This is a genomic window from Methylocaldum marinum (genome assembly GCF_003584645.1).
Lineage (GTDB): Bacteria > Pseudomonadota > Gammaproteobacteria > Methylococcales > Methylococcaceae > Methylocaldum > Methylocaldum marinum.
In genome coordinates, this window is sequence record NZ_AP017928.1 from 5897356 (window position 1) to 5916856 (window position 19501).

General features: G+C 60.8%; 21 protein-coding genes. 6 read left to right on the forward strand and 15 right to left on the reverse strand.

From position 1 onward, the window contains the following. Positions 1 to 394: 394 nt before the first annotated feature. Positions 395 to 1771 carry an IS1380 family transposase gene (locus sS8_RS26620; RefSeq protein ID WP_119632402.1) on the reverse strand — a complete coding sequence of 459 codons (1377 nt, stop codon included), beginning with the start codon at positions 1769 to 1771 and terminating at the stop codon, positions 395 to 397. A gap of 151 nt (positions 1772 to 1922) precedes the next feature. Between sS8_RS26620 and sS8_RS26625 the strand changes: the two genes are divergently transcribed. From sS8_RS26625 to sS8_RS26640, 4 genes are read left to right on the forward strand one after another with little or no spacing between them, the layout of a single operon-like run. Beyond that, complete coding sequence (locus sS8_RS26625) at positions 1923 to 3236, forward strand: SWIM zinc finger family protein (RefSeq protein ID WP_119632403.1); 1314 nt, start codon at positions 1923 to 1925, stop codon at positions 3234 to 3236. Next, positions 3233 to 4747, forward strand: a complete 1515-nt coding sequence (locus sS8_RS26630; RefSeq protein ID WP_119632404.1) for a DUF5691 domain-containing protein — start codon at positions 3233 to 3235, stop codon at positions 4745 to 4747. The genes sS8_RS26625 and sS8_RS26630 overlap by 4 nt, the downstream gene beginning before the upstream one ends. Continuing rightward, positions 4744 to 5826 (forward strand): ATP-binding protein, encoded by a 1083-nt coding sequence (locus sS8_RS26635; RefSeq protein ID WP_119632405.1) that lies wholly within the window; start codon positions 4744 to 4746, stop codon positions 5824 to 5826. The genes sS8_RS26630 and sS8_RS26635 overlap by 4 nt, the downstream gene beginning before the upstream one ends. Continuing rightward, the gene (locus sS8_RS26640) at positions 5823 to 8177 is read left to right on the forward strand and encodes a DUF5682 family protein (RefSeq protein ID WP_197716641.1); all 2355 of its coding nucleotides are present in this window, start codon (positions 5823 to 5825) and stop codon (positions 8175 to 8177) included. The genes sS8_RS26635 and sS8_RS26640 overlap by 4 nt, the downstream gene beginning before the upstream one ends. 261 nt (positions 8178 to 8438) lie before the next feature. Here the strand turns inward: sS8_RS26640 and sS8_RS26645 are convergent, their stop codons facing one another. Further along, positions 8439 to 9119, reverse strand: a complete 681-nt coding sequence (locus tag sS8_RS26645) for a PEP-CTERM sorting domain-containing protein (RefSeq protein WP_119632407.1) — start codon at positions 9117 to 9119, stop codon at positions 8439 to 8441. 778 nt (positions 9120 to 9897) lie between these two features. Here sS8_RS26645 and sS8_RS26655 point away from each other — a divergent pair. Further along, complete coding sequence (locus sS8_RS26655) at positions 9898 to 10389, forward strand: cytochrome P460 family protein (RefSeq protein ID WP_119632409.1); 492 nt, start codon at positions 9898 to 9900, stop codon at positions 10387 to 10389. Between the two features lie 581 nt (positions 10390 to 10970). Then, positions 10971 to 12107, forward strand: a complete 1137-nt coding sequence (locus tag sS8_RS26660) for a VWA domain-containing protein (protein ID WP_197716642.1) — start codon at positions 10971 to 10973, stop codon at positions 12105 to 12107. A 141-nt stretch (positions 12108 to 12248) separates the two neighbouring features. Here the strand turns inward: sS8_RS26660 and sS8_RS26665 are convergent, their stop codons facing one another. The 13 genes from sS8_RS26665 to iscA all read right to left on the reverse strand — a co-directional run bounded on the left by sS8_RS26665 (position 12249) and on the right by iscA (position 19500). Beyond that, positions 12249 to 12557 carry a hypothetical protein gene (locus sS8_RS26665; protein ID WP_119632411.1) on the reverse strand — a complete coding sequence of 103 codons (309 nt, stop codon included), beginning with the start codon at positions 12555 to 12557 and terminating at the stop codon, positions 12249 to 12251. Between the two features lie 50 nt (positions 12558 to 12607). Continuing rightward, positions 12608 to 12844, reverse strand: a complete 237-nt coding sequence (locus sS8_RS26670; RefSeq protein ID WP_119632412.1) for an FmdB family zinc ribbon protein — start codon at positions 12842 to 12844, stop codon at positions 12608 to 12610. 43 nt (positions 12845 to 12887) lie between these two features. After that, positions 12888 to 13160 (reverse strand): BolA family protein, encoded by a 273-nt coding sequence (locus sS8_RS26675; protein WP_119632413.1) that lies wholly within the window; start codon positions 13158 to 13160, stop codon positions 12888 to 12890. Positions 13161 to 13162: 2 nt separating this feature from the next. After that, positions 13163 to 13495, reverse strand: a complete 333-nt coding sequence (grxD, locus tag sS8_RS26680; protein ID WP_119633039.1) for a Grx4 family monothiol glutaredoxin — start codon at positions 13493 to 13495, stop codon at positions 13163 to 13165. A 53-nt stretch (positions 13496 to 13548) separates the two neighbouring features. After that, a complete protein-coding gene (locus sS8_RS26685) occupies positions 13549 to 13857 on the reverse strand; it encodes a 2Fe-2S iron-sulfur cluster-binding protein (RefSeq protein ID WP_119632414.1) in 309 nt (102 codons plus the stop codon). Positions 13858 to 13941: 84 nt separating this feature from the next. Beyond that, complete coding sequence (locus tag sS8_RS26690; protein WP_119632415.1) at positions 13942 to 14415, reverse strand: hypothetical protein; 474 nt, start codon at positions 14413 to 14415, stop codon at positions 13942 to 13944. A gap of 30 nt (positions 14416 to 14445) precedes the next feature. Next, positions 14446 to 14772, reverse strand: coding sequence for a (2Fe-2S) ferredoxin domain-containing protein (locus tag sS8_RS26695; protein WP_119632416.1), 327 nt, complete (start codon positions 14770 to 14772; stop codon positions 14446 to 14448). Positions 14773 to 14808: 36 nt separating this feature from the next. After that, a complete protein-coding gene (gene nifW / locus sS8_RS26700) occupies positions 14809 to 15171 on the reverse strand; it encodes a nitrogenase-stabilizing/protective protein NifW (RefSeq protein ID WP_119632417.1) in 363 nt (120 codons plus the stop codon). Between the two features lie 11 nt (positions 15172 to 15182). Continuing rightward, positions 15183 to 16367, reverse strand: a complete 1185-nt coding sequence (gene nifV / locus sS8_RS26705) for a homocitrate synthase (RefSeq protein WP_119632418.1) — start codon at positions 16365 to 16367, stop codon at positions 15183 to 15185. Between the two features lie 2 nt (positions 16368 to 16369). Next, complete coding sequence (gene fdx / locus sS8_RS26710) at positions 16370 to 16711, reverse strand: ISC system 2Fe-2S type ferredoxin (RefSeq protein WP_119632419.1); 342 nt, start codon at positions 16709 to 16711, stop codon at positions 16370 to 16372. 49 nt (positions 16712 to 16760) lie between these two features. Continuing rightward, entirely contained in the window at positions 16761 to 18623 is a 1863-nt protein-coding gene (gene hscA / locus sS8_RS26715) for a Fe-S protein assembly chaperone HscA (RefSeq protein WP_179952389.1), read from the reverse strand. Next, positions 18620 to 19156 carry a Fe-S protein assembly co-chaperone HscB gene (gene hscB, locus sS8_RS26720; protein WP_232020687.1) on the reverse strand — a complete coding sequence of 179 codons (537 nt, stop codon included), beginning with the start codon at positions 19154 to 19156 and terminating at the stop codon, positions 18620 to 18622. The genes hscA and hscB overlap by 4 nt, the downstream gene beginning before the upstream one ends. Positions 19157 to 19176: 20 nt before the next feature. Then, a complete protein-coding gene (gene iscA / locus sS8_RS26725) occupies positions 19177 to 19500 on the reverse strand; it encodes an iron-sulfur cluster assembly protein IscA (RefSeq protein WP_119632420.1) in 324 nt (107 codons plus the stop codon). Between the last annotated feature and the right edge of the window lies 1 nt (position 19501).

A 19501-nucleotide genomic window follows, 5' to 3' on the forward strand; every position in this document is an offset into this window, starting at 1 on the left:
TTGGAATAATAAATTTGTTTTTAGTGTATTTTTTTGAAGTTGAAAACGCTGTAAATCGGTAAGCTTGGCGGTACGTTTGGCAACTTCGAACCGTACGGCCGCATTGTTTCGGGACAATTGGAAGAACAAAGCGTGTTCTACAAAAAAATTCAGAGTCCAAAAAAATATAGACCAAAAGGAGAGCATCATGGGTACCCAGATGCGGCTAAGGATTAATTCCCTAACCCGGATATTTCATTAAGCTCCGTCGGAAGTTGCAGAGGCGCTGGGGTAGGCTCAAAGGAGCCCAATCGAAGGGGCGATACGCGGAAAACGAGCGGATTTCTGAACCAAAGACGTAATTCCCCCTTACCCCCTGGTGGGTCATCGTGCCGGGGACCGCACTGAGGCGGCGTCAGGGCGCCAGGGCGCGAACGGCGATGAGGAACGTCTCGCGCTGGGGATGATGCGAAGCCAACAGAATGCGGACGCGGCGGGTGTTACGCAGGACCGAGGCGCCGATCTTGAGGAGCCTGACTCGAATCGTCGCCGCCGTAGCCCGCGCCAGTTCAGTGCCGGCCAGCGCGAGCTCACGCAGGCGCTGCATTAACGTATACGCCAGGGCGGCGAACATCAGACGTAGCCCGTTGGCGAGGAACCGGTGGCAACTGGCGCGGGTGCCGAACAGATCGAGCTGAGCCTCCTTAATGCGATTGTGTTCGCCGCCTCCCTGCGGCTCACCCCTTCGGGGCTTTCGCTCCCATTCGATCCCGTCGAATGGGTCCGCTTCGCCGCGCGGGCAGTAGAGCCGGTCATAAAGCGCGTCCGCCGGGAAATCGAGGTTGGTCACGACAACGCGGGGATTGGTTCCTTGGGCACCAAACTCCAGGCGGGTGATGAGACGCCGTTCGATGTTCCAGGCGTCGGCCGCGTAGCGGAATTCGTGAATGCTGCGCTGCTTGAGGCCGGTTTCGGCAAAGGCGGCTTTGAGCTCGTCTTCCCAGGCCGCGACGGCTTTGTGCAGCCGGGCATTGCGCGCCACGCCGATCACGTACCCGTCGTCGTGGCGTTCGCACCCGCGCAAGAGCCTCTGTCGGCAGAAGCCGGAATCGCCCCGGACGATAATGCGGACCGTCGGCCACGCCTGCCGCAGGCGCGTCACCAACCGTTTGATCACGGCCGCCGAAGGCTTCGCGCCGTCGATCCGGCTGGGCCGCAGCAGACAGGTCAGCAGGGCCTGGCCACAGAAAACGTACAGCGGCAGATAGCAATAGTGGTCGTAATAGCCGTGAAATTGGGTGAGTTCCTGATCGCCGTGCAACGGCACGTCCGAGGCGTCGATGTCGAGGATGAGTTCGCGCGGCGCCCGCGGCTGGGACGCAATGAACGGCTCGATCAGTACCCGGTTCAAGGCCACAAGATCGGCGCGGCTGGCGCGGGTCTCCAGCCGCGAGAGCGTGGGGCTGCTGGCCAGTTCCGTCACCTTGCCCACCGCCGTCTGCAGCAACGGATCGTGCCGCAGCCGGTCATGATCGTTGAGATCTTCATAACCACACCACAGGCCATAAAGCCGCTGGGCAATCAGGTCCTGCAATGGGTGCGTGATGCGGTCCGGGTCCCTGGGATCGCTCAGCGCCCGCGCCACCGCCTTCGATAATCCAAGACGCCGATCCAGCTGCCGCAACAACATCACGCCACCATCGGAACTGATCGCTCCGCCCTGGAAATTGGCTTCGATTACCCGCCGTCCCAGGCGTCCAAAAGTCATCCCATCAGCGGTACAATTTGGCATCGGCACAGCTCCCCACAAAATCTGTTTCGCAACCTGATTTTATGCGGGTCTCAAGGCTGTGCCGACCCTCCTCGTGGTGAAATATCCGGGCTAGACTTTGCCAGCATCCGCCTTCCACGAAGGCGCCGTCAAAACAGGAATGTTCTTCTAAATGACGCCTCTCGTTTTCACCGCGGAGCAAATTCTCGATCTGGCTCCGGATGCTTCCTCCGCCCGCTCCGGCCAAGGTTTGGCTTCGCCGCGCCATTGGCAGGGGCTCGGCCGCAACCCGGAGGTCCTGTGGGGCCTCTGCCAGGGGAGCGGCAAGACGCCGTACCAGGTGCGTATTGCCCTGCCGGAGCTGGCCACGTCCTGTTCCTGCCCCAGCCGCAAGTTTCCGTGCAAACATGCACTGGGGTTAATGTTCCTCGCCGCCGCCAAGCCCGACGCGGTGGCGGCGGCCGAGCCCCCGGAATTCGTGGCCGAATGGCTCGCCAAGCGTAATGCCCGAGTCGAAAAAACCGCGGCAAAAGCAAAGTCCGACCCGGCGCCGCCCATTCCGGAGACGGCTGCCCGGACGGCGAAGAAGCGCGAGGCGCAACTCGGGACGGGACTCCGCGAACTGAAGGCTTGGCTGGAAGATCTGGTCGGTGCCGGTTTCGCCAACGCGGCGGTGCGCGAGCCTGCATTCTGGGACGCCAAGGCACGACGGCTGGTGGATGCGCAGGCGCCAGGGTTGGCACGCGCGGTGGGCGAACTGGCCGGCATTGCCTTGCGCGAAAACGACTGGCCGGAGCGGCTGCTGCGCGGCTTATCGCCGATTTACCTCGCCGCCGAAGCTTTCGAGCGGGCCGAGACCTTGCCGGTCGGGCTCCGGGCCGATCTGTTCCGCGCCATCGGCCTGCCGCAGCGGCAGGAAGACGTGGACCTCGATGCCGCCGTTGAGGATGACTGGCTGTGCATCGGCCATGCCTCCGAAGACCTGGAGCGGGCCGTCGTCCACAGAACCTGGCTGTTCGGACGGAATACCGGGCTGCGTGCCCTGATCCTCAACTTCGTCCCGCACGGCCAGCCCGCCAATCCGCCAGCCCTGCCGGGGTGGTCCGAATTCATGCGGCTCGGCTTTTATCCGGGCAGCCTGAGGCAACGGGCGCTAATCGTGGCCCGCGGCGGGAATCCGGTGAATTCCGCCGCGCCCGAGGCCGTCGCCGGGCTCGCCGCCGAGCTGGAACGCCTTGCCGACGCGGTGTCCGCCGATCCCTGGCTGAATCGTTTTCCCATCCTGGTACGTGCTCGGCTGGCGCGGGACGGGCAGGGCGGCTGGTGGCTGGCGGATGAGAACGGCGCTGCGCTACCGGTAGAGGGGGAGGATTTGCCGTTGTGGCAGTGGTACGCCCGTAGCGGCGGGCGGGATTGCACTTATAGCGGCGAGTGGGACGGGGAACGGTTCCGGCTTTTATACGGCTGGCCGGAGGTCGCGCCATGAGTCTCAACGAATTAGCGCGTCAAGCCCTCCTGGGAACTCGCAACGATGCCGGGCGGGCACCCGCTACGGGTCATCCCGACGCCGAAAGCCTGGCGGCCCGGCTGATGGTGCAGGGAGCGCCCGGTGCGACATTACTGCGTCAGGCGGCCTTGCTGACCCTCGCCGCACGGGCGGGGTATGTGCCGGAGCGGCCGAACCTGCCGCCGGCAGAACCTTGTCCGGAAGATGCGAGGCCGGTTTTGCCGGAGCGGGCTGCGACGATCGTACAGCGGGTGTTGAGCGGTTTTCTTCCGCAGCTCGCCGGGCCGCTGCTGGACGAAACCACGCGGCGCGGGTTGCGGCTGCCCGCCGGGCTGCTACCCGCGCTGCTCGAACTCGGCCGCAAGGCGGAGCATAGGGAACGGGTACCGGTCGTGGCGTGCCGCAAGGCCTACTGGCTGGCGGCCCAAAACTCCGACTGGCGTTACCTGGCCGATCCGGATCGGGCTGAACCGGTTTTCGAAACCGGAGGCCCGTCGGAACGGCGCATGGCCTTGCGGGCTTTGCGGAAAGCCGATGCCGGCGCGGCGCGGGAAAGCCTCGCAAAAGGCTGGTCGCAGGAGCCGCCCAACGAGCGGGCGGGATTGATCGAAGCGCTGGAAGAAGGCCTGAGCGACGCCGACGAAGATTTCCTGGAAAACGCGCTGAACGACCGGCGCAAGGAAGTACGCAAGGCCGCCGCCGCTCTGCTGGCCCGCCTCCCCGATTCGCGCCTGGTGGCGCGCATGCGCGATCGTCTGCGACCGTGTTTGAAGTTCAAGAAATCCCTGTTGTCGACTACGCTGGACGTGGAACTTCCCGCCGATTGCGACCAAGCCATGGCGCGGGACGGCATCGAGAAAAAAAACAATATCTACGGTCTGGGGGAGCGCGCGGCCTGGCTGGCGCAGATGCTCGCCTGCGTGCCGCCGTCCGAATGGTGCCGAGAGTTCGGTCTGTCGGAGGCCAAGCTGCTGAAACTTTTCCGCAGCCACGAATTCAGCGCCGCCCTGGACTATGGCTTGGCATCGGCTATGGCCAACTTCCGGGATTGCGGCTTAGCCCGGACCTGGCTGGAGTCCGCCCTGGAACGCAACGACGCGCGGCCGGAAATTTTCAATCGCGTCGTTTGGGTGCTGCAAGGCTCCGAACATCTTCCTGCCCTGGCCATGCACGCCCTGCGGCGCGATCACGATGCGGAACTGGAAACTTTCCTGCGCTTGTCGCCTACGCCATGGACCGACGCCCTCGGCAAGGCTTGCCTGCAGGTCTGGCGCGATCCGGCCTGGCAGCGCCGGCAGGCGCCCTATGGCTCGCGCCTGCGCGCCTATCTCTCCCTGGCACAGGTTCATCTGCCGCCCTGGCCCGAGTACACCCTGGGCTGGGATACGCTGGCGAATGAACTGCACCCGGCCGTCCGGCAAGCGGTCGATGAGTTCATTCAGGCCATGGAGCTGCGCATTCAATTTAACCAAGCCCTGGAGACCCCATGAGTACCGACATCCTGCGCCTCGCCGCCGAGGAGGCTTATGCCGAAGAACTGGCCGCTCTTGCCGAAACCGACGAGTATCCGCGCCCGCCGCGCTGGCGGCTATCGCCGCAAGCCGTGGCGAGCTACCTCCTGGGTGGCGAAACCCGGAACGGCGTCGCCATTACCCCCAAATACCTGGGACAGCGCCGTTTGATGGAAATCGCCATCGCCACGCTCGCCACCGACCGCGCGCTGCTGTTGCTGGGCGTGCCCGGTACGGCCAAGAGCTGGGTATCGGAACATCTTTCCGCGGCGATATCCGGGGATTCGCGCCTCGCGGTACAGGGCACGGCGGGGACTGCCGAGGAGGCGATCCGTTACGGCTGGAACTACGCCAAGCTGTTGGCGGAAGGTCCGTCGCCCGCCGCCCTGGTGGAAAGCCCGGTACTGCGCGGAATGCGCGACGGGCTGCTGGTGCGGGTGGAAGAACTGACCCGCATCCCGTCCGACGTGCAGGACGCCCTCATCACCATCCTTTCGGAAAAGACCCTGCCGGTGCCGGAACTCAACACCGAAATTCGTGCCACCCGCGGCTTCAACATCATCGCCACCGCCAACGACCGCGATCGCGGCGTGAATGAACTGTCCAGCGCCCTCAAGCGCCGCTTCAATACCGTGGTGCTGCCTTTGCCGGACAGCCTGGACGAGGAAACCGAAATCGTGCGCAGTCGGGTCGAGAGTCTCGGCAAAGCCCTCAAGCTGCCCAGCGAACCGCCCGCCGTGGAAGAAATCCGAAGGCTCGTTACGGTGTTCCGGGAACTTCGCGCCGGCGTCACCGTGGACGGCAAAACCAAGCTCAAGAGCCCGTCCGGCGTGCTCAGCACGGGCGAAGCGATTTCCGTGCTCAACCAGGGTTTGGCGCTGGCCGGGCACTTCGGCGACGGCGTGCTGCGCGCCCGCGACCTTGCCTCGGGATTGGTGGGCGCCGTGGTCAAGGACCCGGTGCAGGACCGCATCGTCTGGCTGGAATACCTCGACACGGTCGTGAAGGAGCGCGACGGCTGGAAGGACCTGTACCGGGCCTGCCGGGAACTGGCGTGAGCGCGCGGAACGAGAAATACCGCGTCTTCGGCATCCGTCACCACGGCCCGGGCAGCGCCCGCAGCCTGCTCGCCGCGCTGGACGCTTATGCTCCGGACGCCATACTGATCGAAGGTCCGCCCGAAGGCGACACCCTGCTGCCGCTGGCGGCTCATGCCGGCATGCAGCCGCCGGTTGCGCTGCTGCTCTATGCCCTGGACGAACCCAACCAGGCGGCGTTTTATCCCTTCGCCGAGTTCTCCCCGGAGTGGCAGGCCCTGCGCTACGCCCAGGCGCGGAACCTGCCGGTACGTTTCTTCGATTTGCCCCAGGTCCATGGCCTGGTTCTGGCGTCGCAAGCCTCTTTCGCTACGGCTCCGGACGAAATAGACCCTCCTCTGCCGGCAGGCGAGGGGGGAAGAGGAACGTCCTCGGGGTCGGCAGAAGAAGCGGCTGTTTCTGCCGCGCGCTCAGAAAATGATACCGATCCCGAAGCCGACCCGGAAACGAGTTCCGGCGCCGAATATCCCGACCCCTGGCGGCAGCTTGCCCGCCTCGCCGGCTTCGCCGATCCCGAAGCCCTGTGGGACCGGCTGGTGGAAGAACGGCCGGACACCCCGGAACTGTTCGCGGCCATTGCCGAACTGATGCAGGCCATTCGCGACGACGACCGCCTGCCGCGCCGCGACCGGATACGGGAAGCCTGGATGCGCAAGGAACTCCGCGCCGAACTGAGAGCGGGCCGGGACCGCATCGCCGTCGTTTGCGGCGCTTTTCATGCCCCGGCCCTGCTGGATCTGCCGCCCGCCAAGCAGGATGCCGAACATCTGCGCGACCTGCCGAAGACCAAGGTCGGCGCCACCTGGGTGCCCTGGACCTACGGCCGGCTGGCGCGCGCCAGCGGTTACGGAGCGGGGGTCGAATCGCCCGGCTGGTACGAGCATCTGTGGCACAGGCACCCGGCCGGCACTGCCGCCTGGATGAGCCGGGCCGCTGTGGTATTCCGCGGTCACGATCTCGATATCGCGCCGGCCCACGCCATCGAAGCGACCCGCCTCGCCGAAACGCTCGCTGCCCTGCGCGGCCGCACCGAGCCCGGCCTTGCCGAAGTGACCGAAGCCATCCAGACCATCTACTGCTACGGTGATGCCTCGCCCTTGCGCCTGGTGGAGGAAAAACTCAGCGTCGGCGAGCACTTGGGCGCCGTGCCCGAGGAAGCCCCGGAACCGCCGTTGGCCGCCGACCTGAGGCGCGAGCAGAAGCGGCTGCGGCTGCCGGCGGAAGCCTCCGAGCGGCAGCTCGATCTGGATTTACGCAAGGACAACGATCTCGCGCGCTCGCATTTGTTGCACCGGTTGAGCATTCTCGGCGTGGCGTGGGGCCGGTTGCAGGAAGCCGCCCGGTCGGGGCTCGGCACCTTTCACGAGTATTGGCGTCTGCGTTGGGAGCCCGAACTGGCGGTGAATCTGATCGAGGCGGGGCATTATGGCAACAGTGTCGTAAATGCTGCGGAGACCGCCCTGTACGAGCGCGCAGCGGCCTGTGAGAGCCTCCCGGAACTGGCCGCCATGCTGGAAGCAGCACTAAAAGCCGGGTTACCGATGGCGGTTCCGTCCCTGGCGGCGCGGCTGGACGCAGCTGCCGCCGTGAGCGACGACATCGGAGATCTGATGCAGGCCTATGCCCGGCTGGCCCCGGTGGCGAAATACGGTGACGTGCGCCGCACCGATAGCGGCGCACTGCGGCTGACCTTGCGGCATTACCTGGAACGCATCTGCATCGGCCTGAGCCTCGCCGCCAGCGGTATCCAGGACGAAGCCGCGACGCAACTGCTGGACAGTCTGGTCGCCGTGGACCGGGCCGCTCACATCCTGGATGAGCACGGCGCCCTGGCCGACTGGCAGTCCGCACTGGTCAATCTCGCCGACCATTCCGCCGCGCATCCGCTGCTGCTCGGCCGCGCCACGCGCCTTCTGCTCGACCGGCGCTGCGTCTCCACGGAGGAAGCCGCCCGCCGCCTGGGACTGGCCTTGTCGCCCGGCGTAGCGGCACGGCAAGCCGCCTGGCTGGAGGGCTTCCTCGCCGAAAGCGGCTTGCTCCTCATCCATCAGCCGGAATTGCTGAGTCTTCTGGATGCCTGGGTATGCGGCCTGCGCGGAGAGGTATTCGATGACATCCTGCCGCTGCTGCGTCGCGCGTTCGCCAAGTTTGCCAAGCCCGAGCGGAAGCAGATCGGCCAGAAGCTCGCGGCGGAGCAGGACGCGGGAGCGGTGACCCGGACCGCCGGAAGCGCGGACCGAATCGATTGGGAACGGGGGCGGCGGGTATTGCCTACTGTGCGGTTGTTGTTTGGGGTGGAAGGGAGTGGATAGGCGGTTCGGGTTGCCAAGAAGGTTTTGGAAGCAAAACGGGAACGCTGCCGATCGCCAGCCATACTTTATTGTCTTTCAAGAACGTGGCATAGCGCCGCCGAGCCGGAAACGGGATTGAGCTCCCACGAAACGTAAAATACGGCTGCAGAATCCGGATTGCGGCTCCTTGAGGAGATGCATTCCAAGCGAGTATGAGGGGTGTTGAGGTCTCATGCCAGAAAAAAACCGCCACGAGGGCGGTTTTTTCCGAGAGACGGAAGATCAGGCTCTCCTGGACAGCCTGTACACCGGAACCAGCCCGGCCAAAATCATTGAGAGGGTCATCGGTTCGGGGATCGGCTGAGCGACCCCGACGCCGAAATCGGCCGCGTCGATGAAGTTGCCGACCGAGTCGTTGCCCCCGGCTGCCGAAACGGATACATAGGAGAACCGGACGGTGTTTCCGAGAGCCACGATGGGCGCTTCGCCGGCGCTGGTATAAAAACCCCAGGATTGATTGCCATCGGCATATTCCTTGGAGAACAACAGGCTGTCGTCCGCCGTTCCGAACACGCCGTCAAGGCCCAAATCCGTAATATCCAGACGCAGCGTATCTATTCCTAGTCGGCCACGGTGGGCGAATTCGAAGCCGAGGATGCTTCCGGATGCGATGCCGTCGCTATCCTGAAAGAGCGTAGACACTAGATTGGCGTTGAGTTCCGCGAACTGAGTGCCCTCGTAGGCGGGAACACCGAGAACGCCATCGCTCCAGATTTCGATTACATTGTCAGCGGCGGTGGTGTTCCAGCCCGGAAGGGAAGCGGCATCTATAAAACTGACGTCGGGACTACCCGGCGTAAAGGATGGAGACTCGAAACCGCCGTTGATCAAACCGGCCTGTGCGCCCATCGGCAACAGCGTCAGAACAGCCGAAGCCAAAAGCAATTGTTTGGTCTTATTCACAAGATTCTCCTGTTGGAATGCCGTAAGAACAGCCAGTCAAGAAAAATATTTTTGGGCTTGACGGCTACATTGTTCGCTGGGAAGGAAGTGCTTTTAAATGTAAAAGTTGGATTTAATCCAGCGAATCAATTGTTTAGCAAGAAAAATTCCAACAAAATTGACCGTTTGATATCACGAACTTATAAAGTTTGATCGACAAGGTGTAAAAGTTTTTGACATCCCGCAAGTCGATCTAATGTTACTAAACCGGGCATTTAACATTACGATCAAAACGGTATCCAGGTTTTTTACTTGAAATACAAATGTATAGAAAAAGTATCGGAAAGCGCGGAAATGTAAAATTTATTGACGCTATTGAGATATAGCCCGTGTCGAATGCGCAAATCGAAGAAGCTTATCGTTCGGACGAAGACGTAGTTGGCATCATTGAGTCATGACGGCATCGCTTCACGCCTAATTCACGGTTGGACCATTTTTGGAAACCTCGTCCATCGCTGATGAAAGTGGATTGAGCGTGGCTTTTCCGGCAAAACTCGAAAGTGTCCGAAAGGTACGTGCATTCGCCTCTTGGCTCTGCCGGCCGGGATCGATAATCTGTAGAGTACCGATCGCTTTCCGATGCCGATCGGTCATCGTAAGAAGGTCTTCTGTTGGGGGTTAACAAGCGCAGGAAGCAATCTGCGCGCAGCGGCTACCGGATCGACAATTTTGAACCGAAGATTCCGGCTGCGGCCGAATTGGACATTAGGCAGGTTTTCATTTACTCGGAGGTAAAACGATGAAGAAACATATCGTCATCAGCCTGTCCATCGGGATTGGCCTTAACCTGGTCCTGGCAGGTACTACATGGTCGGAGGAGGCTAAGGTCACGTATCCCGAGGGGTATCGGGACTGGACTCACGTAAAGTCGATGGTGATCCAGCCAGGACATTCGCTCTATGATTCCTTCGGCGGTATTCATCACATCTATGTCAATGACAAGGGCCGGAATGTCATGATTGAGGGCGGCAGCTATCCGGACGGGGCAGTACTGATATTCGATCTCCTCGAGGCGAAGAGCGAAAACAATGCGATTGTGGAAGGCAAGCGAAAAGTTCTCGGGGTAATGGAGAAGGATTCGAAGAAGTACAAGGATACCGGAGGCTGGGGTTTCGAGGGGTTCAAGGGTGATACCCGGGAAAGGGTGGTTACCGATGCGAAATCGGCGTGTTTTTCATGCCATGAACCTCAGAAACAATCCGACTATGTTTTTAGCACCTACCGCAAGTAGAAATCCGGCATCTATTTGGAAAATGCCTTTCCATCATCAGCACATTATGCCCGGGTTAAGCGATTATTAACGTCGGCATAGTCTTGACAGAGCGAGGGTAAGCCCGAATGGAGCGGAGCGGCTGCCGGAAGGATCCCGGCTTCGAGTGCCCCGGATTTCAGTGAGTTCCATTCGGGCTACTTGCAACTATCATTAATGTACGAGTGTACAAACCTTGTAATTCCATCTGCCATTCGAGTGAACATTGATCGTAGGATGGGTAGAGCGAAGCGAAACCCATCGATGGCGGGTCAGCCCTTCGACGGAGCTCAGGACAGGCCCTTCGACTGGGCTCGGGACAGGCTCCGCGAAACCCACTGATTCGAAGTTGCCCGGCGGCTTACGGCACATTCCCTGTGCGGAGCCGCAAGCGGTGCTCACGCGTGCCAATCGGCCTCGCCTTGCCGATTTGTCCAGGAGGGAGAGCGCTTATAGACCTTCCTGAATGTTTTGGTAGAAGAGAACGATTAGAAATTGGGCGAGAATCGAGGCGAGTGAGAAAGTAAGAACCAATACCGATCGAGCTGATAATGAATGAGCCCATGGACACCAAAGAACGTTTCCGCCGCTGGCGACTCTTGCTGGGTGCGGATGAGGCCGACGGCATCGGCTGCAACCTGGTCGAAGCGGACGTGGCCCGCGATCGCTGTCTCTCGGCGCTGTACGACTCCGAACGGCAGGGTGGGCTGGGCAGCTCGTCTCCCAATGTAGCGCGTTGGCTGGGCGATATCCGCGAATATTTTCCCACCAGCGTCGTGAGCGTCATGCAGTCGGACGCGCTAAATCGGCTGAAGCTCACCGAGATGCTATTGCAGCCGGAGACCCTCGCAAGCGTGCAGCCGGACATTCATCTGGTTGCAACGCTATTGAGCCTGAACGGCATCATGCCGGCCAAAACCAAGGCCACGGCTCGGCTAGTGGTGCGGAAACTGGTGGAAGATCTGGAGCGGCGCCTAGCCAATCCGCTGCGGCAGGCCGTGCAGGGGGCGCTGAACCGCAGCGCGCGCAACCGGCGCCCAAAGCATGCGGAAATCGACTGGCCACGCACCATTCGCGCCAACCTGCGTCACTACCAGCCGGAGTACCGCACCATCGTTCCGGAAAAGCGCATCGGATACGGCCGCAAGGGTTCGGCCTTGAAGGACGTGATTCTGTGCGTGGATCAGAGCGGCTCGATGGCGGGCTCGGTGGTTTATTCCAGCATCATGGCGGCGGTGATGGCCTCCATCCGCGCCGTGCACACCTCCATGGTCGTGTTCGACACCGCTGTCGTGGACCTTACGCCCCTGTTGGCCGATCCGGTGGACGTGCTGTTCGGAACCCAGCTCGGCGGCGGCACCGATATCGCCCAGGCGCTGAGCTACTGTCAGGCGCTGATCCGACGCCCGGCGGATACGGTGTTCGTCCTGATTACCGATCTTTACGAGGGCGGAGCCCGCGAAGATATGCTGAAGCGCGTCGCCGCCATCGCGGCCAGCGGCTGTTCGATGATTTGCCTGTTAGCCTTGGACGATTCCGGAAAGCCCTCCTTCGATCATCAGAATGCAAAGGCTTTTGCGGATTTCGGAATTCCGACTTTCGCCTGCAGTCCAGACCGCTTTCCGGATCTCATGGCCGCAGCGCTGCAGAAACGGGATTTACGGCTCTGGGCGGAAGCCCATCAGCCGCGGGTTTCCTGAGAATTGAATGCTGTTTGAAACTTTTTTTAATTCAAGTCGCCTAGAAAAAACCATCTACCGCAAACCGGCTTGAGTTGGGAATCCTTTCCCCACACGCTAAATCAGCCGCTATACGCGAGGCATGGGCTGATCGGCGCAAGTTCAATCCCGATTGGCAATCGCCTGTCTCTGCACCATCCGGATTCGTTCCGAAATTCCCAGCGGACTGAATTCGTAGGCGGCCTTAGCCTCGTCCAGAGCAACTTGAGCTGTGGCGGCTTCTTCCGCCGTCAGCGGCAAGCGGCCGGCAACGTGAGTGGCGTTAGGCACGGCGTTCAGAATGGCCGCCCGGTTGGGGTGCTCGTAGACCGGAATCAGCCGATCGGCCTCTTTTTTTCCATCAAGGCAGATGGCCATCCCGATGACTTCGACCTTGCGGCCGTCTGCTGTCGTTTTGATTAAAGTAGCCATGGCGGTTTAATCCTGATTTTGGAAATGCCCGTATCGGCGATGATGCATCGTTAAGACTTGATACGCGGTAGCTCGGACGGGGCAAAGTTGCTGAAATGGCCTTCCCGCGCTGCTTGTGCTCGAGCTTTCGCCAAAAAACCGGCCGTCTTGCCCTGGGGAGCAATGAGAGACGGCAGTTTTTCGAGCGCCGCGTTTCCGCACTCAGGACAGGACGGTACGGCAGAAAGACTAACCAGCAACTCGAAGGTTTTGTTACATTGCTTACAGTGAAAGTCGTATATCGGCATAGATCGATCTCTCGTCGTACAATCAAAAAACCATTTCGACGACTTACTCCGTGGAAGTCGCCGAGCCCTCGGCTTTAGCGCTTTCCCGCTCCCACTCGGAAGGCGTGTAGACCTGCATGCTGATGGCGTGCAAGGCGCCGGTCGCCAAGGGATCTTTGACTGTCGCCAGTACCTTCTGCTGACGCTGGACCGGAGAAAGCCCTTCGAACGCCTCTGCGACCACCACCACCGAAAAGTTGCAGCCTTCGCCGTCAACCGTTAGTTGGCAGCCGGGGAGGCCGTTTTCGATAAAGCTACGAACTTCGGCGATTTCCATGGCTAGGTTTCCGCTTGCTTGCTGGCGACGGCTTTCTCCAGCATGGGCTTGAGTTCGCCCTTCTGGGCGATGTCCGCGACGATATCGCTGCCACCGACAAGTTCGCCGCCTACGAACAGCTGAGGAAAGGTGGGCCAGGCCGAGATACTTGGCAGTTTCTCCCGAATCGACGGCGCCTGGAGAATGTTGACGTAGGCAAAAGGGACTCCGGTGGACTGGAGCGCCGCTACTGCCTTGGCGGAAAAACCGCATTGCGGCATTTCGGGTACACCTTTCATGTACAGGAGGACCGGATGGTTGGCGATCTGTTCGCGTATGGTGTCTTCGATGCTCATGAATGACCCTCGGTATATGGATTGGCTTACTTCGGCAAACCAGGTGCCGGAAATCAAAGACCCGATGCGAAGCCCAGCAATTCGACGGTGACGTCTTCGGTCCCCAGAATCTTGGTTTGGCAAGCCAACCGGGATTTGGAGCCGACGCCAACGATGGTGTCGAGTTTTGCGTTCTCGTCGGGCGTGATTTTGGTCAATCCCTTTCTGCCGGATTGAACAAAGATATGACAGCTGCCGCATTGGGCGTTGCCGCCGCACTTGTGCATGAGGTCGTCGCCGGCGGCGAGGATTGCATCCAAAAGTCTGATCCCCTCCTGGGCTACAACCGTTTTTCCGGATGGCATGATGGTCAGAGTCGACATGTAGTTACCTCGTTGTGCTTTTTGTGGTCAAAAAATTCAATAAGTTATGGAAACAGGACGGGCCGGCTAAACATTCCTGACGGATTACGCTGCCGCGGCTCCGGCGGCAATAGCGCCTATCACGGAACCGCCGACGGTGTCGGCTGAATCCAGCTCCCGCAGTTTTCCGAGTATCTCCTCGCAGCCGCGGGAGTCACCTTGGCGCAAGCGGATAAACGCCAGTGCCTTGAGCGAGAACAGGTAAAAGTGCTGGGGGCTGTCGTGCCGCGTCCAGTCCGTGGTTTCCGGGGTGAGGCTGGCGTAGGATTCGGGAAACCCGCCAAGTCGCGCGGCGGTTTTCAACGCCGAACGTGCAGCTTCCTCGGCGTCCGCCAGCCGGCCCTTGTAGAAATAAAATTTGTAGAGCGAGAAATACACCGGCAGGGCTTCCGGAGCTTCTTGCCGCGCCTGCTGCAGCAACGCCTCCGCGCGCGCCGTATCGGAATAGGCACTCATGGCTTCTTCGAGCAGACCACCGACCTTGGGTGGCACGTCGCCGGCGAAAAACACTTCACGCATGGCTGTTTCGCGCTCCTTTATCCGATTGCTTCAAGCCCAAACCGCGGCAGGTGCTTTCAGGCGTTCCACCGGTTCGCCCTTTTGCAGGTGCTCGCTGATGATTTCGCCCACGTCTTCCGGTTTGACCTTGGTGTACATCACAGCATCGGGATAAACGATCACGGTGGGACCGATGTCGCATGCACCGAGGCATCCGGTGCTGGTCAACGCGAATTTCCCATGGAGCTGTCCCTGCTCGAATTGCTGGGCAAAGGTTTGCAGCACCGCCGCACAGCCCAACTGCGCACAGGATCCCCGAGGATGTCCCGGTGGTCTGGATTGGGCACAGACGAATACGTGTTTTTCGGGTTTAGCCATATTTATTCCTCGTAGGGAGATCGAAAGGATTCTTTCTTATTGGGTGCCAGGACTGCCCTTGGCGGCCCCTTTTTTGCGGGTTGAAAGGCTGGTTTTCATGCTTTCCAGCGAAATGCTCTTGCCGTCTTGCTCCTGAAAGACCTTGAACACCTTTTCTTGAGCCGCATTCGAAGTGATGAAATCGTCATGGGCGCGGGTCAGATATTCCTTGCAAATGTTCCAGGCCGACTCTTCATCCAGGTCATCGGGAATAGGCGATCTGGCGAGATATTGGTTAAAACGCTTCAGGATATGCAGGCGATTGACGTTTACGACTTCGGTTTGGTACGGAATGCCGAAAAAGTCGAAGAACTCCTCGGCTGCTGAGAAACCTTCTATTTGTTGCAGTAGCGGATTCATGAGATGCCTTCTTAAGGTTGATTTCGGATCGGAAGCGCATCGGGTAGGCCGGGCAGGCTGGGAATGGGTTCCGACGCGGCCGTTTCCCGATAAAAACTCATAAGCTCGGCCGTGCTGGGTGCGCGCTTGGTCTGATTCGCATGCTGGCGAATCCGGCGCAGAAGCTGCGCTGCCGCGATTTCGCTCAATTCAATGCCGAGGTCGCGAAAGCGCTGAATGACGGCATGCGAGCCCGAGTGTTTGCCCAGCACCAGACGATGTTCGCGGCCAAGTTCCTTGGGGTTCACGCCCTGGTAGTTGAGTACGTTCTTCAGGAGCCCGTCGACGTGGATGCCCGCTTCATGGGTAAACACGGCTTCGCCGACGATACTCTTGTTAGGCGCCACCGGCCGTCCCGAGGCCTGAGCCACGAGTTCGGAAATCGCGCCGAACTGACTCACGTCGATGCCGGTGGGAAGCTGGTATAGCTGGTGCAGCGCCATGACCGTTTCCTCGAGGGCGGCGTTGCCGGCGCGCTCGCCGAGACCGTTGACAGTGGTGTTGACGTGACTGGCTCCCGCCTGGATTGCAACCAGAGTATTGGCGGTGGCGAGCCCGAAGTCGTTGTGGGCGTGCATTTCAAGCTCGAGATCCACGGCTTCGACGAGACGCCGGATACGCTCGAACGTGGATATCGGGCAGAGCAGACCCAAGGTATCGGCAAAGCGCAAGCGCCGTGCTCCGGCCCGCTGGGCGGTATCGGCGATCCTGAGCAGAAAGTCGGGGTCCGCGCGGGAGGCGTCCTCGGCACCGACGCAGACTTCCATGCCCATATCCAGCGCGCGCGCGACGATGCGGCTCACGGTCGAGATAGCCCAGTCGCGATCGCGCCCGAGCTTATGGTGTAACTGGATATCGGAAACCGGAATCGACAAATTGACCAAATCGGCGCCACAGCCGCTCGCGGCCTCGAGGTCGACTTCGCACATACGGCTCCAGACCATGAGCCTGGACGGAAGGCCGAGCGCGCAAATAGCCGCGATGATTTCCCGTTCCTCCGGCCCCATGGTCGGAATACCGATTTCCATTTCGGGAACGCCCGCCGCAGCCAGCGCCCGCGCTATAGCGAGCTTTTCCTCGGCATTGAAGGCCACTCCGGCGGTCTGCTCGCCGTCCCGGAGCGTAGTATCGTTGATCACAACCTTGCCGGATGTCATCTTCAAGCCTTCTTTTCTTTTGCCAGATTCCGGCTGTAGCGCGGAATTTCGATGGTGAGATCGGTCCCGGTCACGAAAGCCTGGCAGGCCAGCCTGGATTGGGGTTCAAGGCCCCACGCGCGATCCAGCATGTCTTCCTCGTTCTCGTCCGGGGTGTCCAGCGACGAATATCCTTCCCGAACGATGACATGGCAGGTGGAGCAGGCGCAGGCGTGTTCGCATGCGTGCTCGATTTCGATGCCGGCATCGAGCAGGGCCTCGCAGATGGTTTGACCTCTGCGGGCCTTTACTAAGGCGCCTTCCGGACAGATTTCGGCATGGGGCAGGACGGTAATGTTTGCCATGGTCAGGATCTCGCTCCGGCGTACCGATGAAACAGGCTCTCTCTCATGGTCATGCGTCCAGTTCCTCGAGTTTCTGTCCGGCCAGGGCCTTCCTGATACTATGGTCCATGCGTCGGCCGGCGAAATCGGTGCTCGCTTCGTTCAGCGCGTCGGCTGCCTTTTTGATGGCCTCCCAATCGGTGCCCTCGGCTGTTTCTCTAAGAATCTGCATACCCTTGGTGATAACCGCCAGTTCTTCGGCGGATAGAAGCTCGGAATCTTCCGCCAGAGCCGCCTCGGTGGCTTCGAGCAGCCGAAGCGCCTCGACTTTCTGTTCCCGAAGCCGTCTTGCCTCGATGTCTTCCTGAGCGTGCTTGTAGGAATCCTCGATCATTCGGGTGATATCCGCATCGTTCAGGCCGTAGGACGGCTTGACCTCGATTTTGGCTTCGACCCCGCTGGTCTGCTCGGCAGCCGACACGCTCAGGAGGCCGTCGGCGTCCACCTGGAAAGTCACCCGAACGCGGGCCGCGCCCGCAACCATCGGAGGAATGCCACGCAGTTCGAAACGGGCGAGGGAGCGGCATTCGCTGACCACTTCGCGTTCGCCCTGGACCACGTGGATACTCATGGCGGTTTGCCCATCCTTCCAAGTGGTGAATTCCTGTGCCCGCGCCAAGGGGAGGGTAGAGTTCCTCGGAATGATCTTTTCGGTGAGCCCGCCCATGGTTTCGATGCCGAGAGAGAGCGGAATTACATCGAGCAGCAGCCAGTCGTCTTCGCCTCGGTTCCCGGCTAGTGCATTGGCCTGCAGGGCGGCGCCGATGGCCACGACTTTGTCCGGGTCGAGGTCGACCAGCGGCTGCTGCTGAAAGAATTCGGCCACGGCCTTGCGGATGCAGGGCATGCGAGTCGCGCCGCCCACCAGGACAACGCCCTTGATCTCGGTCGTGGAGAGCCCCGCATCGCGGAGCGCCTTGCGTACCGGCGCCATGGTTCGTTTTACCAGGGCCTCGGTCAGGGCATCGAAAGCTTCCCGAGACAGGTTGGCTTTTACCACAGTGCCGTTCGACAGCGGCGTGGAGATTTGCGCCGTAGGTTGATCGGATAGGTATTCCTTGGCGGCCCGCGCGGCGGTGAGCAGTCGGCGCGTATCGCCCGCGGACGGAACCGGAATGCCGGTTTCCGCCAGCAGCCAGTCGAGAACGGCGCGGTCGAAATCGTCTCCGCCCAAGGCCGGGTCGCCGTTGGTAGCCAGTACCTCGAACACGCCGCGGGTAAGTTTGAGTATGGAAATGTCGAAAGTGCCTCCGCCGAGGTCGTACACCGCGTAAACGCCCTCGGCTGCTTGATCGAGACCGTAGGCTACCGCTGCGGCCGTCGGCTCGTTCAGCAAGCGGAACACTTCAAGGCCGGCCAATTTGGCGGCATCCTTGGTGGCCTGGCGCTGAGCGTCGTCGAAATAAGCGGGCACGGTGATTACCGCGCCGGCGATGTCGTCGCCCAAAACCCGGACTGCGCGGTCGCGCAGCGCCTTGAGAATCTCCGCCGAAACCTGAACCGGGCTGACCGTGCCTATATGGGTTTCGAACTGGACCATGCCGGGCGTATCGGCAAAGCGATAAGGCGTGCCGTGGTTTTCCGGCAGGTCTTCACGACCCCTCCCCATGAAACGCTTGACCGATACGAAAGTATTTTCCGGGTCGTCGTTTTGCCAGACCATGGCGTCATATCCGACATCCACGCTACGGTCGGCACCGTAGTGCACCACCGACGGCAGCAGAACGCGGCCCTGTTGATCTTCCAGCACTTCCGTGCGCTGATCTCGAATCGTGGCGACCAGCGAGTGGGTGGTGCCCAGGTCAATACCAACCGCAATGCGCTGCGGTTTAGAGGCTTTTACGCCGGGTTCGGAAATTTGCAGCAGCATCATTCCTCCAATTCGGTTTGGGCTTGATCGATATCTCGACCGAGCTTTTCGAGAAAGGCCAGCTGGCGGACCACGTCCGCCGCGGCGGGATGACGTTGCTCCACGTCAAGCAGCGTAGCGAGCGAGCTGAGCAGGCTGTCCATTTCCGATCGCAGGCGCGCCGAGAGCCTATCGAGGGCTTCCGGGCTGCGTAGAGCCATTGCCGACTGCAATTCCTCACGCCACTCGATCTGTTCCAGCAGAAACTCTGCCGGCATCGCGGTATTGTCTTCTTCCCGTGTGTCGACACCGTGAATCCGGAGAAGATAGCGCGCCCGGTCCAGCGGGCGCTTCAAAGTGCTGTAAGCCTCGTTGGCCAGCGTTGCCCATTGCAGGAACAAACGCTTTTCGGTGTCGCTCAAATGCGCGGCCTTGTCGGGATGAACACGGGCTTGCATTTCCCGATATTGACGGTCGAGCTGATCCAGATCGAGCTGGAACAGCGGGGGCAGTTGGAACAACTCGAAAAAATTGCGTGTCGCCGCCGAGGTCATCATCACACCTTTGGTTTTACGTTCTAAACATTGAAGCTCTCGCCGCAGCCGCACTCGGCCTTTACGTTCGGGTTATTGAACTTGAAACCTTCGTTCAAACCTTCACGCACGTAATCCAGTTCGGTTCCGTCGAGATAGGCCAAGCTTTTCGGGTCGACCAGAAGGGTGACGCCGAAACTCTCGAAAGAACAATCTTCCGGAGCGAGGTCATCGACGAACTCCAGGGCGTAAGCGAGGCCTGAACACCCAGAGGTCTTGACGGCCACTCTGAGTCCCAGTCCCGTGCCGCGCGCGGCCAAGTGCTTTTGCACTTGGCGCGCGGCTTTTTCTGTCAAGGTTACTGCCATA

Excerpts from the sequence above, each read along its gene's own strand:
- sS8_RS26620 (WP_119632402.1), bottom strand. The coding sequence starts at position 1,771 with ATGCCAAATTGTACCGCTGATGGGATGACTTTTGGACGCCTGGGACGG.
- sS8_RS26625 (WP_119632403.1), top strand. The coding sequence starts at position 1,923 with ATGACGCCTCTCGTTTTCACCGCGGAGCAAATTCTCGATCTGGCTCCG.
- sS8_RS26630 (WP_119632404.1), top strand. The coding sequence starts at position 3,233 with ATGAGTCTCAACGAATTAGCGCGTCAAGCCCTCCTGGGAACTCGCAAC.
- sS8_RS26635 (WP_119632405.1), top strand. The coding sequence starts at position 4,744 with ATGAGTACCGACATCCTGCGCCTCGCCGCCGAGGAGGCTTATGCCGAA.
- sS8_RS26655 (WP_119632409.1), top strand. The coding sequence starts at position 9,898 with ATGAAGAAACATATCGTCATCAGCCTGTCCATCGGGATTGGCCTTAAC.
- sS8_RS26660 (WP_197716642.1), top strand. The coding sequence starts at position 10,971 with ATGGACACCAAAGAACGTTTCCGCCGCTGGCGACTCTTGCTGGGTGCG.
- sS8_RS26665 (WP_119632411.1), bottom strand. The coding sequence starts at position 12,557 with ATGGCTACTTTAATCAAAACGACAGCAGACGGCCGCAAGGTCGAAGTC.
- sS8_RS26670 (WP_119632412.1), bottom strand. The coding sequence starts at position 12,844 with ATGCCGATATACGACTTTCACTGTAAGCAATGTAACAAAACCTTCGAG.
- sS8_RS26675 (WP_119632413.1), bottom strand. The coding sequence starts at position 13,160 with ATGGAAATCGCCGAAGTTCGTAGCTTTATCGAAAACGGCCTCCCCGGC.
- grxD (WP_119633039.1), bottom strand. The coding sequence starts at position 13,495 with ATGAGCATCGAAGACACCATACGCGAACAGATCGCCAACCATCCGGTC.
- sS8_RS26685 (WP_119632414.1), bottom strand. The coding sequence starts at position 13,857 with ATGTCGACTCTGACCATCATGCCATCCGGAAAAACGGTTGTAGCCCAG.
- sS8_RS26690 (WP_119632415.1), bottom strand. The coding sequence starts at position 14,415 with ATGCGTGAAGTGTTTTTCGCCGGCGACGTGCCACCCAAGGTCGGTGGT.
- sS8_RS26695 (WP_119632416.1), bottom strand. The coding sequence starts at position 14,772 with ATGGCTAAACCCGAAAAACACGTATTCGTCTGTGCCCAATCCAGACCA.
- nifW (WP_119632417.1), bottom strand. The coding sequence starts at position 15,171 with ATGAATCCGCTACTGCAACAAATAGAAGGTTTCTCAGCAGCCGAGGAG.
- nifV (WP_119632418.1), bottom strand. The coding sequence starts at position 16,367 with ATGACATCCGGCAAGGTTGTGATCAACGATACTACGCTCCGGGACGGC.
- fdx (WP_119632419.1), bottom strand. The coding sequence starts at position 16,711 with ATGGCAAACATTACCGTCCTGCCCCATGCCGAAATCTGTCCGGAAGGC.
- hscA (WP_179952389.1), bottom strand. The coding sequence starts at position 18,623 with ATGATGCTGCTGCAAATTTCCGAACCCGGCGTAAAAGCCTCTAAACCG.
- hscB (WP_232020687.1), bottom strand. The coding sequence starts at position 19,156 with ATGATGACCTCGGCGGCGACACGCAATTTTTTCGAGTTGTTCCAACTG.
- iscA (WP_119632420.1), bottom strand. The coding sequence starts at position 19,500 with ATGGCAGTAACCTTGACAGAAAAAGCCGCGCGCCAAGTGCAAAAGCAC.